16 protein-coding genes are annotated in these 18035 nt (G+C 51.4%); 2 read left to right on the top strand and 14 right to left on the bottom strand.

Annotated features, from left to right (window positions below; all coding sequences use genetic code 11):
• Positions 1–17: 17 nt before the first annotated feature.
• The 14 genes from hprK to BUB22_RS04695 all read right to left on the bottom strand — a co-directional run bounded on the left by hprK (position 18) and on the right by BUB22_RS04695 (position 14297).
• Positions 18–1049, bottom strand: coding sequence for an HPr(Ser) kinase/phosphatase (gene hprK / locus BUB22_RS04760; RefSeq protein ID WP_073114142.1), 1032 nt, complete (start codon positions 1047–1049; stop codon positions 18–20).
• A 3-nt stretch (positions 1050–1052) separates the two neighbouring features.
• Positions 1053–1370, bottom strand: a complete 318-nt coding sequence (gene hpf, locus BUB22_RS04755; RefSeq protein ID WP_072807649.1) for a ribosome hibernation-promoting factor, HPF/YfiA family — start codon at positions 1368–1370, stop codon at positions 1053–1055.
• A gap of 175 nt (positions 1371–1545) precedes the next feature.
• Positions 1546–3231 carry an RNA polymerase factor sigma-54 gene (gene rpoN, locus BUB22_RS04750; protein WP_073114141.1) on the bottom strand — a complete coding sequence of 562 codons (1686 nt, stop codon included), beginning with the start codon at positions 3229–3231 and terminating at the stop codon, positions 1546–1548.
• 8 nt (positions 3232–3239) lie between these two features.
• Entirely contained in the window at positions 3240–3977 is a 738-nt protein-coding gene (gene lptB, locus BUB22_RS04745; RefSeq protein ID WP_072807647.1) for an LPS export ABC transporter ATP-binding protein, read from the bottom strand.
• Complete coding sequence (locus BUB22_RS04740; RefSeq protein ID WP_073114140.1) at positions 3974–5329, bottom strand: LPS-assembly protein LptD; 1356 nt, start codon at positions 5327–5329, stop codon at positions 3974–3976. Before BUB22_RS04740 ends, lptB begins: the two co-directional genes overlap by 4 nt.
• The gene (lptC, locus tag BUB22_RS16070; RefSeq protein ID WP_254794636.1) at positions 5326–6249 is read right to left on the bottom strand and encodes an LPS export ABC transporter periplasmic protein LptC; all 924 of its coding nucleotides are present in this window, start codon (positions 6247–6249) and stop codon (positions 5326–5328) included. The genes BUB22_RS04740 and lptC overlap by 4 nt, the downstream gene beginning before the upstream one ends.
• 183 nt (positions 6250–6432) lie before the next feature.
• Positions 6433–6906, bottom strand: a complete 474-nt coding sequence (locus BUB22_RS04730; protein ID WP_072807646.1) for a 2-oxoacid:acceptor oxidoreductase family protein — start codon at positions 6904–6906, stop codon at positions 6433–6435.
• A 15-nt stretch (positions 6907–6921) separates the two neighbouring features.
• Positions 6922–8589 carry a thiamine pyrophosphate-dependent enzyme gene (locus tag BUB22_RS04725; RefSeq protein WP_073114139.1) on the bottom strand — a complete coding sequence of 556 codons (1668 nt, stop codon included), beginning with the start codon at positions 8587–8589 and terminating at the stop codon, positions 6922–6924.
• A gap of 76 nt (positions 8590–8665) precedes the next feature.
• A complete protein-coding gene (locus tag BUB22_RS04720; RefSeq protein ID WP_073114138.1) occupies positions 8666–8911 on the bottom strand; it encodes a winged helix-turn-helix domain-containing protein in 246 nt (81 codons plus the stop codon).
• On the bottom strand, positions 8908–9948 hold the full coding sequence (locus BUB22_RS04715; protein WP_073114236.1) for a PDDEXK nuclease domain-containing protein: 1041 nt from the start codon (positions 9946–9948) through the stop codon (positions 8908–8910). Before BUB22_RS04715 ends, BUB22_RS04720 begins: the two co-directional genes overlap by 4 nt.
• A gap of 110 nt (positions 9949–10058) precedes the next feature.
• Positions 10059–11099, bottom strand: a complete 1041-nt coding sequence (locus BUB22_RS04710) for an ORF6N domain-containing protein (RefSeq protein WP_073114137.1) — start codon at positions 11097–11099, stop codon at positions 10059–10061.
• 415 nt (positions 11100–11514) lie between these two features.
• Entirely contained in the window at positions 11515–12489 is a 975-nt protein-coding gene (locus tag BUB22_RS04705) for an ATP-binding protein (RefSeq protein WP_073114136.1), read from the bottom strand.
• 109 nt (positions 12490–12598) lie between these two features.
• Entirely contained in the window at positions 12599–13633 is a 1035-nt protein-coding gene (locus tag BUB22_RS04700; RefSeq protein ID WP_073114135.1) for an ORF6N domain-containing protein, read from the bottom strand.
• Between the two features lie 331 nt (positions 13634–13964).
• The gene (locus BUB22_RS04695; RefSeq protein WP_073114134.1) at positions 13965–14297 is read right to left on the bottom strand and encodes a type II toxin-antitoxin system RelB/DinJ family antitoxin; all 333 of its coding nucleotides are present in this window, start codon (positions 14295–14297) and stop codon (positions 13965–13967) included.
• A 335-nt stretch (positions 14298–14632) separates the two neighbouring features.
• Between BUB22_RS04695 and BUB22_RS16880 the strand changes: the two genes are divergently transcribed.
• A complete protein-coding gene (locus BUB22_RS16880) occupies positions 14633–15130 on the top strand; it encodes a helix-turn-helix domain-containing protein (RefSeq protein WP_217650351.1) in 498 nt (165 codons plus the stop codon).
• 24 nt (positions 15131–15154) lie between these two features.
• Entirely contained in the window at positions 15155–18034 is a 2880-nt protein-coding gene (locus BUB22_RS04685; protein WP_217650350.1) for a DEAD/DEAH box helicase, read from the top strand.
• Position 18035: the final 1 nt, after the last annotated feature.

Below are 18035 nucleotides of genomic sequence, written 5' to 3'. Positions count from 1 at the left end.
AGATAGCATTTATAAGGTTATTCGTAGAGCGACCAGTGTTCGATGTCCATTTCTTGCAGGCCATCGGTGTACTCGCCCTTCGCTTTCGCCTTAATTTTCTTCATCAGGTCCTCGTTGAAGTCGCGGGCCACGTCCTGGCCGTTCATCTTCATGAGCGAGTTCATCGCGATAACCTCGGAAATCACGGTGAGGTTCTTGCCCGGCGCCACGGGGAGCACAATCTTCGGGATATGGACCCCCATAACGATTTCTTCCTGCTCGTTGAGGCCCGTGCGTTCGTACCGCCCGTCGCGCTGCCACGGCTGGAGTTCAACGATCACCTCGATTTTCTTCACCTTGCGGATGGCGTGGATGCCGAACATGGAGCGGATATCGAGAATGCCCACGCCGCGAATTTCCATGTGGTGGCGTATCAGCGGGTCGGGGCGCCCGATAATCGCGTTCCCCACGTGACTGATGTGTACAACGTCGTCTGCAACCATGCGGTGTCCGCTTTCCACAAGTTCGAGCACGCATTCCGACTTGCCCACGTTGCTATCGCCAATAAAGAGCATGCCGATGCCGTACACGTCCACGAGGCTCCCATGGATAATGGAGTGCGGCGCAAAGAATTCCTCGAGAATCCTCTGGGCAACCTTGTTGAACTCGTAGGTATGCAACGTGGTCGAGAACAGCGGGATATGCAGCTTGGAGCACATCTCCCTGAGTTCGGCATGCGGCATCTGCGCGTGGGTCACCACCCACATCGGGGCACGGAACACGGAGAGGTTCTCGAACACCTTCTTGCGGCCCTCGGGCCCGAGGCTTTCGAGGTAGTTCCATTCCGTATGGCCCACCACCTGAATCTGCTTGGAACTGTAGACCTTCGTGTAGCCCGCCATCGCAAGCCCGGGGCGGTGGATACCGCTTTCGGCGATGTTCGTGTCGAGGTCGCCTTCCGGGGAATGGAGCGCGAGCTGCAGGTCCTTTCCGAAATGTGCAAAAAAGTCCCGCACCGAGAGTTTTTCCCGGTGCAGGATCTTGATGTCTTTCAACCTGGATTCAGACACGGCTTACGTCAGGTTGGAAACGGGTTGTGCGCGGTGGTCGTTCTGCTTGTCGTTCGCCTTCTTCAGCTGGACCTTCACACGTTCGAGCGCCACGTCTACCGCCTTGCCCATGTTGTCTTCGTCGGCAGAACCCACGACCACGGAACCGGTAATGTTCACGGTGATTTCGCAGTGGCGCTGGTGTTCGACTTCGTGGTCAAGGATTACGGAAGCATTCGTGATGTTAGGGTAGAACTTGGCCAACTTGTCCATTTCTTCCTGAATACGGTCCTGGAGACCTGCAGATGCGTTGAAGTGACGAGCAGAAAACTGAATATCCATATTGATACCTCCGTAAGTAAAGATGGCATTTTTGCAAGGCCGTTCGCCTCGCATCTAGAGTATATACATCTTTTTTTCCGAAAAAACCAAGTAAATGAAAGTTTTTTTACGAATAATTAATCCGAATTGGAATATAAGGGCCCCAAAATGGCGAAATTTGCCCCAAAAAGGCTTTTTAGAGCAGCTTTCGCTGGCGGGCAGGGAGTATCTTGAGGCGTTCCTCGCGGTATTTTGCCACCGTGCGGCGCGCCACCTGGATGCCCTGGGCAGCCAGGGCGTCGGCGATGGCCTGGTCCGAGAGGGGCTTTTTCTTGTTCTCGCCGTCCACCAGGTCCTTGATGGCCTCGAGGATCCGGGCCGAGCCGACGACATCCTCGTCACCCTCTTCCCCGGCATTCACGGCCGGGCCCAGCGGAGCATCCTCGGCGGCAGGCTGCACGCCCGCGCGCTTGCCCTGCTGGCGCACGCCCGAGGTAAAGAAGTCCTTGAGCTCGAATATCCCGAAGGGGGTCTCCACGTACTTGCCGTTAGTCACGCGGCTAATCGTCGAAAGGTCGCGCTTCACCTCGCTCGCGATATCTTGCAGCACCATCGGCTTTAAAAATGCAGGGCCGTTCTTGAAGAATGCAGGCTGCCGCTTCACGATAGCCCTCATCACGAGTTCCATGGTAGAGAACCTGTTGTTCGCCGCACTGATAAACTCTTCCGCCTTGCGCTTGTTGTTCAGGATGTACTCGCGCGTTTCCTTGTCGAGCTTGGAACCGTCGGTGAGCATGTCGGCATACAGCTTGTTCACGTGAAGGCGCTTGACCTTCTTCCAGGAATCCTGCGTGCATTCCACCTCGAACCTGCCACCCTTGCGTTCCACACGCAGGTCCACCTGCTTTATCTGCGTGGGCGCGTTGGAGATGAGCCTGCCCGGGTGCGGCGTAAGCTTCGAAATATACCGGACAGCCTTCAGCACTTCATCTACCGGCACGGAGAGCGCCTTCGCAATCTTCGGGTAGCGCAGTTCCATCAGGTCGTCGAAATGTTCCTTCAGTATACGGAGAGTGAGTTCCGGGAAGCCCTCGACGTACTGCGCCTGGATAATGAAGGATTCCTGCATCCCGCGGGCTCCGATACCGCGGGGAGTAAACCCCTGCAGCACGTGGAAAGCCTCCGCCACGGGCATGCTCGCGCTTTCCAGCGGTATCTCGTCGCGGATTACGCGTTCCATCTCGACAATAAACTTGTCCTCGCCCCTATCGGCGGCCATCTTCACCATCACTTCGTCGGGCGCACCCTGCAAAAAACCGTCCTCGTCGAGGCTATCGATAAGGTACTGCACCAGCGTGCGGAAATGTTCCTCGGAGCAGCCCTCGTCCTTGAGTTGCTCCACCAATAGCGAATTGCCGTTCCAGTCGCGCAACTGGTCGCGGAGGTTATCCTGCAGGCTCTTGTCGCGGTCCTTCTGCGGGCGGTCCCACTCGTCCGAGGCATCCTTCGAGGGGGCGTTCAAGTCCTTGAACGGAGCGTCCTCGTCATAGGACCCGTCAGTCAGGCGGCGCTCCATGTCGGTATCGATAACGTTGTCCGAAATGTCGTAATCGTGGTCGGCGGTATCCTCAAGATTCCCGCTCTCAAAATCCATCTCGCGAATTTCACCGTCGTCGCCCGAATCGTCCGCACTCTCTTCGGCACCCGTATCCTCGGGCACCTCATCGTCCATTTCAAGGAGCGGGTTTGCCGAAAGTTCCTCGTTGATGGCGATATCCAGTTCCTGCGAAGTCTTCTGCAGAATAGCAGCCGCCTGCAACATCTGCGGCGAGATGTTCTGCTCGAGTCGCTGGGACTGTCCTATTTGCATGCCTAAGTTCATCAAAACTCCTAGTCCAGGCGGAAACTGTCGCCCAGGTATATACGGCGCGCTTCCGGGTCGTTCGCCAGGTATTCGGACGAACCCTCGGTCAGCACCTGGCTCTTGTACATAATGTAGGCACGGTCGGTAATGGAAAGCGTCTCGCGCACGTTATGGTCGGTAATGAGGATGCCCATGCCGCGGTCCTTGAGCCCCGAAATGATGGACTGGATGTCGGCAACGGCAATCGGGTCGATACCCGCGAAAGGTTCGTCGAGCAACAGGAAGGAGGGGTCGCTCGCGAGCGCACGCGCAATCTCGAGGCGGCGGCGTTCGCCACCCGAGCAGCTCATGGATTTAGTCTTGCGGATATGCGTAATCTTGAATTCCTCGAGCAGCTGCTCCAGGCGCATCTTGCGCTCGCGGCGCTTGAGGCCCTGCGTCTCGAGAATCGCCATTATGTTGTCTTCAACGGAGAGCTTGCGGAATATGGAAGCCTCCTGCGGGAGGTAGCCCACCCCGAGGCGAGCGCGCTTGTACATGGGCTTGTCCGTCATCTCGATATCGTCGAGGAATATGTGGCCCGAATCGGGGCGTACCATGCCCACAATCATGTAGAAGGAAGTTGTCTTGCCGGCACCGTTGGGCCCGAGAAGCCCGACGATTTCGCCCTGCGAAACGCTGATGGACACGTCGCTCACCACCTGGCGACCGCCGTAGACCTTGCGGAGTTTGTCCGTACGGATTGTACTTACCAAGCTTTTCATGGAGATTCTTCCTCCTTCCTTTTGGTTTCCTTCGCGCGTTTTATCATCTTGTTCATCGAGGGCCTGAGCGCACTCGGCTTGCGGCGCTCCTTCTTATCGTTGCCACCACGCAGTTTTGTCAATGTGGTATCGGCCTTTTCCTTCGCGGCCTTCTCGCGCTGTTCCTTTTCGAGGTCCACGTAGCGCCCGCTCGCGATGGTACTGCGGCCCAGCAGCCTGAGCGTCTTTACCGCATTCTTGAGCGGGTCGAACACGATGTTGATGGTATCGCCCGCCGCCTCGTTCTTGCCCGAGACCGTGCGGTCCTTCTTCACGTAGAAGTAGGTGCTCTGCGCCTTGCCCGAAACGACGGCGTGGTCCATCTTGCCCTTCTTGAAATACATGTCGAGGCGGTTCCCGTCCATCAGGTTCCTGTAGTCGGGCAGGTCGGTCTCGTAGAAGAACCCCTTCGCGTTCAGGTTCACGTACAGGCGCTCGATCTTGTTGTCCTTGAATTCGCAGTACAGCGTATCGCCGAACGCTTCCGTCACGTTGCCGGGGGCGTTCTTCTTCGGGTCTTCCTTCGAAATGCCGTGCGCGTTCCTTATCACGAGCGCCGAGGTGAGGGTCTTCTTGTTCTCGTCAATCGTGAGGTAGATGGAATCGCCCGTGAGGTGGTAGTTCTTCATGTCGAACGTGGGGTGGCCCTTCAGCGAAAGCCAGCTGTTCGCGCGGTCAAAATAGCCCGTATCGCAAGTGACCACCATGTCGCTCTGCGTCACCTTCACGTTCTTGTACGCCTCGGCAAAGGAGGCCTTCTTGTTGTAGATAATCTTGTTCGCCTCGATGGTGAGCGTGTCCGTACCGCCGTCCTTGCGCTTTTCGTACTGGTACAGCTTGGGCTTCTGCGGCATCGTGAGGATTTCGTTCTCGCGGTCGTATTCCAAAAAGTCACCCGTAAACCTGTACGAGCTTGCGGAGTCACCCGCAATTACATCGCCCATCGCGGTGGCAAGGCTCTGCTTTTTGCGGTACATGCCGCTCTTCGCCTGGATAAAGCCCGAAGGGTGCGTGAACAAAAAACCGCCGTCGCAGTTCACAACTTCCGCATCCTTGTTCCAGGTGGCGCGCTGGGTACGGAACTGCACGCTATCGTGCACAAAGAACACGCGGCCTTCCAGCAACAGGGAACCCCGCTTGCGCGCGACAGCGAGGTTATCCGCGTGCTTCATGATAAGCGGGGACGACTGCGCGAACGCACCTACCGGGAGGAGCAATGCAAGTGCAAGCAGGACGGCGAAAACCCGTAGGCAGACCCGCGGGTAACGGCGCCCCCGCAGTTCAAGACAACGTTGTCCAAATGCCTGCATCATTCGCGCCTCTTTGCCCGCGGGCGCGTTCCCCCATTCGGGTCTGCGGCAGGTTCTTCTTGAGGTGCAGGCATCGCGGCAGCGTCTTCCGTAATTTTCTCAGAAACACCCCGGCGCACAATCGACTTGAAGCGGCCTTTCTGCCTGGTGGACGCGGAATCCGCGGGCTGGGCGGCCGGAGCCTTGCCCGGCGCATTCTTTACCGGCGCAGCATTTGCAGGCGCAGCCTTTACCGGCGGTGCAGTAGCCGGAGCGACTTTCGCGGGCTGTGGCGGCGCAGTTTTAGCGACCGGAGCCGGGTGCGCCACGGCAGGCGCCGCGGCGGAGTCGGGTTTCTTCTCGAGTTCTTCCGCCTGCTTCTTGTCCTCTTCCTTCATGCGCTTCGCCGCATCCTGGAAAATACCCGTCACGTTCGAGAGAATACGCCAGTTGTCCATACGGGCGTCGCTCTCGAATCCCTTGCCCTGCAGCACGTCGCCATCTTCGGAAACCACGCGCACGTAGCTGTCGGTACGCACCATGTTGTCGCGCTTGTTCCACAAAAGCGAATCCGCACGCACCGACGCCCCCTTCGGAGTCAACGCGTACACGTGCCCGTAGGCATACACGTAGGTAAAGTGCATATCCATGCGGCCCGAGTCCGCACGCAAGAAGGCAACGCGTTCGCCCACGGAATCGTAGATATCCACGAGCACCGGACGCATGAACACCACCTCCTTGTCGGACCAGCGTTCCAGATACGCGGTCTTCAATTTCCACGAAAGCACGTCCTTGTCGTAGCAGTCCAAAAGCGTCGTGTCGGTGAACAGCATCTGCGGACGGTCCACGTGAATCCACGGCTTTTCTTCTTCGATTTCTTCGCAGCCCATGAACAGGGCCACGCACAGCGCCACAGGCACAACGGCATAACGCGGTCCGGGCATACACCGAGAACCGCGGTACAGCGCACTTTTCAGCGCGCGCAGTATATACTGCAAAAACCGTGCCATTTATGCACAAAGTACAAATATTTAAGGGCCCGGATTGGTGTTTCCGGACCCTCAAAGGCCTAAATGAGGCATAGATCCTATCGGGTTCTGCGAACCCTCCAGGATGACAGTTAGCGATTACCCTTCACGGCCAAGCATGAACGCCTTCTTGTTGCCTTCGTGGAACTTTTCGGCGAAGAGCTTGTTCAGGGCGACCGTCCACTGGTCCACCGTGAAGTCGAAATGCTTGCTGAGCTTGCCGAGCATCGCGACGTTCAGGGCCTTCACGTTCTCGAGCTTCGAGACATCGATGTCCGCCGGAGTGAGGAGCACGCCGCCCTGCTTGAGGAAGGCCTCGTTCACCACGACCTGCGTCTCGTCGAATACCACCAGGTAGTCGGCCTCGCCCGTCGGGATCATCGGGGACTGCACCTCTTCGCCCTTCGCGAAGCGGACGTCAGAAGCAATTGAACCGCCGCGCTGGCTCATGCCGTGCACTTCGGCCTTCTTCACGTCGTAACCCTGTTCGAACACGAGTTCCGCCATCACGTCGCTCGCCTTGATAACGCCTGTGCCACCGAGGCCGGCAAATTTCACGTTAACTACGCTCATACAAATTAATCTCCGTTAAAAGTTGCCGTTCTTCTTTGCGGCGGCTTCGGACTCGGCGAGAGCCTTTTCCGCCTTTTCCTTGTTGGCCTTGTCCCAGGCGAGGATGCTCTTGAGGGCAAGAATGCAGGGGCTCTTCGCCACGATGAGCGTGAGCTCGTCCTTCTCGAGCGCTTCCTTCACGAGTTCCTTGAACTTCTCGGGTTCCTTGACCTGGTTCACTTCGTACACGTTGTCGAAACCGGCAGTCTTCGCGATGGCGCCGTAGTCCAGCTTGTAGGCCGGGCTGTGGTCCAGATGGCGGCCCGTACCCGGGTGTTCCTGCTGGCCAGTCATGGCGGTGATGCTGTTGTCGAGGATGACGACCACATGGCCGGTGTCGGGGCGGTTGTAGCCCGCTTCCACGAGGCCGGTAATGCCGCTGTGAACAAACGTGGAGTCGCCAATCACGGAGACGACCTTCTTGGCCTGTTCGCGCGGGAGCACGTTACGCAGGCCGATGCCCATGCCGATAGCGGCACCCATGTCAATCATGTAGTCCATCGCGCTGATGGGCGGGAGGGCTGCCAGCGTGTAGCAGCCGATGTCGCCGGAGACGATGCAGTCGAGTTCCTTGAGAACCGCGAAAGAGCTGCGGTGCGGGCAGCCCGGGCAGAGCATAGGCGGCTTGCCCTTGACCGGAACCGGGTCCGGATTCTTGTCGCCGGCGATAATGCGGCGCACGCGGTTCACGTCAAGTTCGCCGAAGCGGAAAATCGGGTCGTACTTGCTTTCGCACTGGATGCCCGCGGCCTTGATGTTCTCGGCGAGCCACGGGTCGTTTTCTTCGATCACGAGCAGGCGCTTGCCTTCGAACTTCTTCGCGAAATCCTTGATGAGCTGCATCGGCAGCGGGTACGTCATGCCGAGCTTGAGGATGCTCGCTTCCGGGGCGGCTTCACGCACGTGGTGGTAGCTGATGCCGCTCACGATAATGCCCATGTCGGCGCTGCGCATTTCCACCTTGTTCGGGCCTTCGGCCACGTTCCAGGCTTCCATCTCGTCCATCTTGGCGCGGAGCTTGCGGCCCGCGGGCTTAGAGAAGCCGGGCACCATCACGTGCTGGGCGATGTTGCGTTCGAAGTTCGGCACCATCGCCGGGAGTTCTTCCTTGGGCACCACGATGGACTTGGAGTGGTCCACGCGGGTCGTCATGCGGAGAATGACCGGAATCTTGAACTTTTCGCTCGTCTGCATGGCGATGCGGAAGAAGTCGTAGGCTTCCTGCGAGTTGCTGGGCTCGAACATCGGGCAGACGGACGCCTTCGCGTGGTTGCGGGTATCCTGTTCGTTCTGGGAACTGCCCTGGCCCGGGTCGTCGGCAACAATCCACACCATGCCGCCATCCACGCCCGTGTAGGTCGCGGTGTAGAGCACGTCGCTTGCCACGTTGAGGCCCACCATCTTCATGGTGACCACGCTGCGGGCATGGCCAAAGGCTGCACCCAGGGCCACTTCGGCGGCGACCTTCTCGTTCGGGGCCCACTGGGCATACCCGCCGAGTTCAGAATAGTCCTCGAGGATTTCGGTGGAGGGGGTTCCCGGGTAGCCCGCGGCAAACTGCACGTTGCAGTGGCGCATGGAAAGCGAGATGGCCTCGTTTCCCGAAATCAGCATCTTTTTCGCATTCGGATCAAAAGCTGGCATAGCGTTCCTTTTCTTGTGTCAAATGGTTCTTAAGGCACGGCCTTAAACGCACGGAAATATAGAAAAATGGCCAGGATTATTTATCATGCACCTCCCAGTGACCACCGCGATCTCCGCCAATACGAGCAATGCGCCCAGACTTTGTGAGATTTCTCAATTGCCATTTTACGCCGTCAGCAGTTATTCCACAAATTTCTGATAACTCCAACCTAGTCACATTAGGATTGTTTGATATCGCATCAAGTATTTTCTGGGTAGTTTTCTGGGTAGGATTGGGTGGGATTGGGTAGTTTTTTTCAATACGTAATAGAAGGATTTTCAACGTCCTCCTTTGTTTGGTTGAGCAGTTCTTTTTTTCACGAGTTCCTTGGCCTCGTTGATTTCGCCGACCAGTTGCTCGGTGGTGGGCAGATACAACTTGTACTCACTAGCGAGGATAGTTTTGTTGCCTTCGGGCAAAGTCATTTTCACGGCAGAATCATTCTTGCCTGCGCACAAAAGAATGCCGATGGTAGGATTTTCATCGGGAAGTTTTTCAATGCGGTCGTGGTAATTCACGTACATCTGGAGTTGGCCTATATCCTGATGCGTGATTTTGCCCGTCTTGATTTCAATAACGACAAAACAGCGAAGCAGCCTGTTGTAAAGAACGAGATCAATGAAGAATTCATCGTCTTCGAGCATAATCCGCTTCTGCCGGGCAACAAAGGCAAATCCTTTACCCAGTTCGAGCAGAAAATCAGTAATATGCGAAATAATCGCACCTTCCAAATCACTTTCATAAAAGGCAGAATTCATTTTCAGCCCAACAAATTCCAGAATCATCGGATCCTTGATGACCTCTTGCGGAGTTTCAGGGATGCGCTCCTTGCGAGCGACCGCCAACACGGATTCCTTGTCGTTGCTGAGCAAAAGGCGCTCGTATAGCTGGCTGTTGATTTGGCGTTCAAGTTCGCGGCCATTCCAGGAATTGTTTACCGCCTCTAATTCGTAATATTCGCGCTTGTCGGGGTCAGAAATCTGAATCAGCATACGATATTGCGACCAGTTCAATTGCGAACGCAGTGCGTTCGCAATTGGGAAAATGTTGTAAAATTGGCGGCAAAATTCCAATTGACGCTTAGAAAAACCGCTCCCATATTCCGCTTCCAGCTTTTCAGCAAGCGATTTCACTATATACGCCCCGTAATCGGCACGCTTCTTACCATGCTGTTCTTCTTCGAAAATCCGCTTGCCAAGATTCCAGTACATCTGGACACGACAGAAATCAACACTCCTGACCGCATTCTTTCGCGCATTTTCGATGATTTGCTTGGCATCTTGGATCAGCTTCGTAGAGATAACTTCTTTAGACTTCATTATAGCCTCCATGAGGTCGCAATTTGCGACCTTCATTTGTAACTAGAAATTTCGGGCAACACTGTTGCCCCAATTTGATAGACAGTGTCTGTCAAATTTGATGAGCCATTTTACCCTCTTGGTTGCTCCAACAGTTCCTCAAACATGTTCCGGTATGCATCAACGTCGTCCAGTTGCACGATGGTCGTAATCTTGTTGCCCGCATCCTTGCTCGAAGCCCCGCAATGGTACAGCTTTTCGCTCTTGGTATTGAAATCCACGAGAATGTAGCGGTCGTGGAACTTGTGCATGGCGGGTTTCTTGTCAATCGACACGTCCGGTCGGGCGGCCCGATAATCGGCAAGCATGTCGTCAGTCATGCGGCTTCCACCGAGCAAGTCGCTGAAAATCAAGACGGAAACGCCCTTGCGCACGTTCCGGAGCAAATTCAGCGTCTTGACATCCACATAGTTGTCAATAATCAGCACCGACTTCTTCGCCATGCCGTAAATCTGCGCGTAAGCGACGTCCGCCTCCAGCTTGTGCCCGTTCAGAATCAAGAAATGCTCGTATGTCGAGGGATCGACGAAATTTTCCATGACCATCTGGAGATCCACATTGATTTTTCCTAGATCGCTCCGGATATCGCGAACTTCGCCGGAAAGCTCCTTTACTTCAGCGGAAACAGTTGCGATTTCGTGCGTGTTTTGAACAGTCTGTGCTGCAATCTGGGCAATTCCCGCTGTCCCGAGCAATTGATGGTTTTCAGCAACGATATAATCCTTCATCTGCTTGAAAAGGCGAATAAGAGCCTTGCTTTGGGCGGTAGCCCGTTCGCCCTTGAGCACAGTCATGAGCATGTAGATGCCCTGCTCGGTAAAGGCGTAGGGACTGGTTTTTGAGTATTTTCCCTGTTCTAGGGTCAAATATTTTGACCCTAGAATTTCGCGATATTCCGTCCTCGTCAACTGAAACCGGAAATCGTCATCGAATTTTTCGATATTATTCTTGACCTGCTGATTGAATGCTTTGGTCGTATACCCGTAAATCTCGGCCAGGTCGGCATCGAGCATCACCTTGACCCCGCGAATGGTGTATATCCGCGATTTGAGCAGGGCTTCGTCGATGAGCGGGAATTCCGCAACAGCCAATTTATCAGTTTTTCTTGCCATAATAATCCTCTAGCCCGCTCGGCATGAGCGAACGTTAAAAACGGTTTTAATTGCGTCTGCACTGCAGGCGCAATTAAGGTTTGTTTGTGTTTTAATTTGGGATGCTCTTGCGGTGCTGTTGGCGGGGGCTTTCCCCGGCGTTACCTGGCACCCGCCTTGGCGAGCGCACTTGAGCAGGTCGTGTTCCTGCCAGCTATCCAACAACATCAACAAGAAGGTTGATGAACCCCACCGCGGATGCACGTACGGGCCGCAAGGCCTATGCCGACTGTCGCAGGGATTGTCGCAATACGGGGATAAATATACAAAGAGGTTTGAGAAAAGTCAACACCCGCGCTATTCTTCGACGGCTTTCCATCCGCGATTTTTGCGAAGGTCTTCGTCTTCCCATATTTCATGGGGCCACACTTGGATTTTATTTCTCAATAATTTCCCAATGGCCATTCTTGCGCGCACCGACTCTACGGATGAGGCCGAGTTCCTGAAGTTTTTTCAAGTTCTCACGTATGGTTTCTCGAGTTTTCTGCATCTTATCGGCTAACTTGTCATAAGTGTAAGAATTATTCTCTTGCAACAAATTCAGCAATGCTTTTTGGGTGCTATTTATAGGCAGATTTATAGGCAGATTTATAGGCGGATTTATAGGCGGATTCGCCCCACCTATATTCCATTTACTAGCAAGTTCCTTATACTGGTCGCTTGCACGGCATTCAACCGTAAGCCCGCCAAATTCGGCCTTTGGCTTAGGGAGCTTGGAATCAGTTTCTTCGCAAGCCAATTCAATGTTGTAATAGCCGCGTCCCCAGCTTTCCACGTAGCCGCTCTTAAAAAACACATTGGCGATATTGGGGTTACGCGGTTTAGAAACATGCTTTTTGAAAAGGTCCTTCACCTTCACTTCTTCAGGCATGTTGCCCGGATTCCACATCCAGATACGGTCAGAATAAATCTTGATTTGGATAGGAGTCGTTTCAGTGTAATAAAAACCAATCTTTATATACGCTCCCGTAACCCAGCTTTCCGGGTCAGGATGGAAACACATCATGGCCGCCCGTGTCAAATGGCTACCTTCGGTGCAGCGGAGATTCTGGAGAAGATTCTGCACCGAGACGCCGGCAGCCTTTTTATCGAGACGCTGCGATTCGACCGCCTTTTCCCTGAACAACTTTAGCGCTCCGTGATCCAACTCCTTCGTCGAAATTCCGGGAACAGGAACGGAATCCCAAGTGCGCCCCTGCATGAACAAAGTATAGCCTTTATCGTCAACACCGACAAAAAGCGACCCGCCTTCGGTATTTGCGAATGCGCAAATCCATTTCAGGTATTCATCTTGCCAAGACTGTTTAAATTCAGCGTATTGACATTCTTTAATTGAAACTTTAGTAGCCATGCAGCCTCCATGTGGTCGCGATTTGCGACCTTCATTTGTAACTAGAAATTTCGGGCAACACTGTTGCCCCAATTTGATAGACAGTGTCTGTCAAATTTGATGAGCCATTTTACCCTCTTGCTTGCTCCAACAGTTCCTCAAACATGTTCCGGTATGCATCAACGTCGTCCAGTTGCACGATGGTCGTAATCTTGTTGCCGGCATCTTTGGAAGACGCCCCGCAATGGTACAACTTTTCGCTCTTGGTCTTGAAATCCACGAGAATGTAGCGGTCGTGGAACTTGTGCATGGCGGGTTTCTTGTCAATCGACACGTCCGGTCGGGCGGCCCGATAATCGGCAAGCATGTCATCTGTCATGCGGCTTCCACCGAGCAAGTCGCTGAAAATCAGGACGAAAACGCCCTCGTGCACATTCCGCAGCAAATTCAGTGTCTTGACATCCACATAATTATCAACAATCAACAGCGACTTTTTCGCCATACCGTAAATTTGCACATAGGCGACATCTGCCTCCAGCTTGTGCCCGTTCAGAATCAAGAAATGCTCGTATGTCGAGGGATCGACGAAATTTTCCATGACCATCTGGAGGTCCACATTGATTTTTCCCAGATCGCTCCGGATATCGCGAACTTCGCCGGAAAGCTCCTTTACTTCAGCGGAAACCGTTGCGATTTCGCGCGTGTTTTGAACAGTCTGTGCCGCAATCTGGGCAATTCCCGCAGTTCCGAGTAGTTGATGGTTTTCCGCAACGATATAGTCCTTCATCTGCTTGAAAAGGCGAATAAGGGCCATACTTTGACGAATCGCAAGGTCACCTTTTAAAACCGTCATAAGCATATAGATACCCTGTTCGGTGAAGGCATACGGCAATTTTCGTGTTCCACCCCAACTTGATGTGCATTTTTTGCACATCAAGTTTTGCATTTCATCCTCATTCAATTGAAACCGAAAATCCTCCGCAAATCGATCAATGTTGTTTTTCACCTGACGATTGAAAAATCTCGTCTCGTACCCGTAAATCTCGGCCAGGTCGGCATCGAGCATCACCTTGACCCCGCGGATGGTATATATCCGCGATTTGAGCAGGGTTTCGTCAATAAGCGGGAATTCCGCGACAGCCAATTTATCTTTTTTTCTTGCCATAATAATCCTCTAGCCCGCTCGGCATGAGCGAACGTTAAAAACGGTTTTAATTGCGTCTGCACTGAAGGCGCAATTAGGGTTTATTTATGTTTTGGGATGCTCTTGTAATGCTGTTGGCGAGGGTCTTCCTCGGCGTTACCTGGCGCGGCTTTCGCCACACACTCGAGCAGGTCGTGTTCCTGCCAGCTATCCAACAACATCAACAAGAAGGTTGATGAACCCCACCGCGGATGCACGTACGGGCCGCAAGGCCTATGCCGACTGTCGCAGGGATTGTCGTAATACAGGGTTAAATATACAAAGAGGCCAGCAGGAAGTCAACACCCGCGCGTTACTTCCCGCTCCTGGCTGCGGCGATCTCGGCGTTTATTTCGTCGAGCGTCATGCCTGCGGAGCCGGCCTTCTCGGCATCGGCGGAAAGTTGCTGCATGGTCCGGAGCATGCGACTCGCAACCGGGTTCGCGTTATAGAACACACGCCTGTCTGCGGCATACGCCGGAGCATCGGCCGAGGCGACATCGAACGGTATGCGGCGCTCGCGCACGACTGCCCGCGCAAAGACATTTATGGCGGTACTCATTGACATCCCAAAATCCTCGCACAGCTTGTCGAAGTCCTTTTTAAGGTCGCTGTCCATCCTGATGCTAAAGGTCGTCTGAGCCATACACTCACCTCTTTTTTACTAAAAATAAATAAAAACAAACCAAAATGCAACCGTTTGTGTTAGAAATTACTTCATTTCGCACGCAATGGGCGTCTATCTGGGCGTTCCCCGGCCCAGGTCCCTGAGCTTGCCGAAGGGCCGGGTCGGGCTATATTCTAGGGGCAACCGCCTGCACTTTCGCTTGCCGCTCGCCTCCTAGAACCAAGCCTCGCTATGCGAGTCTTGTCCCCAAGGGGTCACTATCCCTAACGCGAACGAAAAACGTGCACTATATGGCGTGGTAAAAAACAGCGTGTTTTATATGTTTGGAGAGAACATCACCAAGGCGTTTATCCATGTCTCTTCAATGCAATATCGGCAAGGCAATCCGAGCGTTGCGCGCGCAGAAAGGCGTCTCGCAAGAAAAACTGGCACTCGAAACCGGCATCGGTCGGCGCTACATGAGCGACATCGAGAACGGACGCCGGAACGTCTCACTTGAGATAATCGAGAAACTCGCCGAGTTTTTTGAAATAAGCCCCAGTGAATTTGTCAAGAAAATCGAACAGGCAGACGAGCCTCCTCTCACCATTGATTCGCTCAAGGATTACCTCTGCGAGCTCGGGTATGAAGACGCAGTTGTCCTCGAAAGTCCCGATTATCTTTCGGCAATCGTTGGCGTAAGTGAAGATGGTCGCGTCATCTATTCGTACCCAAAAATGCTCCAACACCTCGCTTTAAACGAAGGGATGACATATGAAGAAGCCGCAGAATTCGTCGATTACAACACCATCGGAGCGCTGCCGTATATGGGTGAGAAAAAGCCGATAATTTTGAACGAGATTATAAGATAAAAACCATTAAATTTGAAAAGCGTCATGGAAGATAACATTTTCTTTATCTCTAATGCTCCCGGAAATACCATGCAGGCGTTTCTTGAAAAAGAATTGTCTAAATGTGAGCAGTTTATAATCAGTGTAGCATTTATATCCAAAAGTGGGCTAGCCTCATTAAAACAGACTTTGCTTGAATTGGAGAATCGTGGTATTCCGGGAAAAATCCTAACAACGGACTATCTGACTTTTACAGAACCGGGAGCTCTCAGATCTCTCAGTAAATACAGAAATATTGAAGTAAAACTTTTCCGATGCGACAAAAACATAAAAGGGTTTCATACTAAAGGATATCTTTTCTTTAAAGAAAAAGTCATAAGCATCACCATAGGAAGCTCAAACCTTACAGGAAACGCTCTCGCAGTCAATAAGGAATGGAATACTTGTTTTTCTGTTGAAGATGATGCCTCGCTATACAAAAGCGTTATCGAAGATTTTGAATCCCTGTGGAATAGCTCCAACGCATTCCCAATTACAGAAGAAATTCTTGACGAGTATACACAAATCTATATTGAGCAGAAACGTATTGCAAGAGAATTGCAACAGCAAAAAATTGCACTTGAAAAAGATATAGTAATTCGTGAATCTAAAAAAATCTCATTTGATCAAATTCTGCTGGAACCGAATTCTATGCAGCTAGAATTCGTTCGAAAGTTGAACGAAATCCGTGCTATGGGCGAGCATCGCGCCCTATTGATTTCTGCAACGGGAACCGGAAAAACTTATGCAGCGGCATTCGCTTTAAGAGAAATTAACCCCAAGCGAGCTTTATTCCTAGTTCATCGAGAGCAAATTCTTCGCAAGGCGATTGAGTCATTCAAAAATGTGTTTGGTGATACAAAGACATTTGGTTTATATTCAGGCACATCTCATGAAATTGATCGTGATTTCATTTTCGCAACCATGCAAACGATGGCAACGCATTTTGAGGATTTTGCAAAACAAGAGTTTCAAGTGATCGTTGTAGATGAAGCCCACCGCGTAGGTGCAGAGAGTTATCAGAATATGATGGCATATTTCAATCCTGATTTATGGATTGGCATGACTGCATCACCTGACCGTACTGATAAATTCGATGTATACTCAGCATTTGACCACAACATCGCGCATGAAATACGCTTGCAGGAAGCCATGCGGCTAAACCTTCTTTGCCCATTTCATTATTATGGCATTACGGATATCTTTGTTGATGGTGAGGAAAAAGATAAACGAGATTTTGCAAGGCTTGTATGCGATGAACGTGTTGATTTCATTATCAAGAAAGCAGAATATTTTGACCATAGTGGAAATCGTGTAAAAGGACTTGCTTTCTGCAGCACTCTTGAAGAATCAAAAGAACTCTCAAAAAAATTCAATGAACGTGGGTATAGAACAATCGCATTATCTGGAGCAGATTCCCAAGATACAAGAGAAAATTGTGTCAAGCAACTTGAGCAAGATGAATGGGATGGTGGTTTAGATTACATCTTTACGGTGGATATTTTCAACGAAGGTATTGACATTCCACAAGTAAACCAGATTTTGATGCTTCGACCTACAGAATCTCCCATTATATTTGTGCAGCAGCTGGGGCGAGGTCTCCGTAAGGCAGAAAACAAAGAATTTGTGATGATTCTTGATTTTATAGGAAATTATAGTAACAACTACATGATTCCCATCGCTTTGTCAGGAGACAGGACATATAACAAGGATAATATCCGACGTTATGTCCGTCAGGGAGTCAAAGCATTAGAGGGTGCCTCCACAATACATTTTGATGAAATTGCCCGCAAACGAATTTATGAATCCATTGACTCGGCTAACTTCAGCGAGATGAAATTAATTAAGGAATGCTACAAGAACTTGAAATACAAATTGGGTAGAATTCCTAACTTGATGGATTACGAAGAATATGGCGAAATTGACGTTATGCGTATTTTTGAAAATGCATCTTTAGGTTCATATCATAAATTTCTGAAGAAAGTCGAGAAAGACGAATACAAAGTTGATTTCAGCACCATTGAAGAAAAGTATCTAGAATATGTCTCGACAAAATTTGCAAACGGGAAGCGATTGCACGAGCTTCTGATTCTTGACGAACTATTAGGTGGAAATAACAGAAATGTCATGTCCCGAGTGATGAGTAAAATGCAAAACAATTTCGGCATTAGCGTCAACGAAAAAACTCGAAAGAATGTTGAAAATATTTTGACTGGTCAATTTGCATCGGGTGCCGCAAAAGATACTTATACCGACGTTACTTTCATCGAAAGCAATGAAACTGATTTTTGTATTTCCTCAAAGTTCAAAGACTTGCTTGTTAATAACGAGTTCCGACGCCAAATGACGGAAGTCGTAAAGTTCGGTCTATTCCGCAACAAAAAATATTTTGGCCATCGCTACAAGGACACTTCATTCTGCCTTTACGAAAAATACACTTACGAAGATGTGTGTCGTCTTTTGGATTGGGAAAAGAGCGAAGTCTCACTGAATATTGGTGGTTATAAATATGATAAGAACACGCAGACGTACCCTGTTTTCATTAATTATGAGAAAAACGACAATATAAGCGCAACAACACGATATGAAGATCGGTTCGTAAACGAAGGAACACTTATAGCGATATCAAAATCGGGAAGAACGTCGAAATCAGAAGATGTAAAAGCAGCCATTGAAGCTGACCAACGAGGCATCAAAATGGATTTATTTGTTCGAAAGAATAAAGATGACCATACTTCTAAAGAATTTTACTATTTAGGACGTTTACATGCGACAGGCTCAACAATAGATTTTGTTATGCCCGAAACAACAAAAACGGCTGTTGAAATAACTTATAATCTTGAAACTCCTGTACGACAGGACATTTATGAATACTTGGTAGGATAAA

The organism is Fibrobacter sp. UWCM, from assembly GCF_900129735.1.
Classification (GTDB): Bacteria; Fibrobacterota; Fibrobacteria; order Fibrobacterales; family Fibrobacteraceae; genus Fibrobacter.
This window is presented reverse-complemented; position numbering and strand designations above follow the sequence as displayed.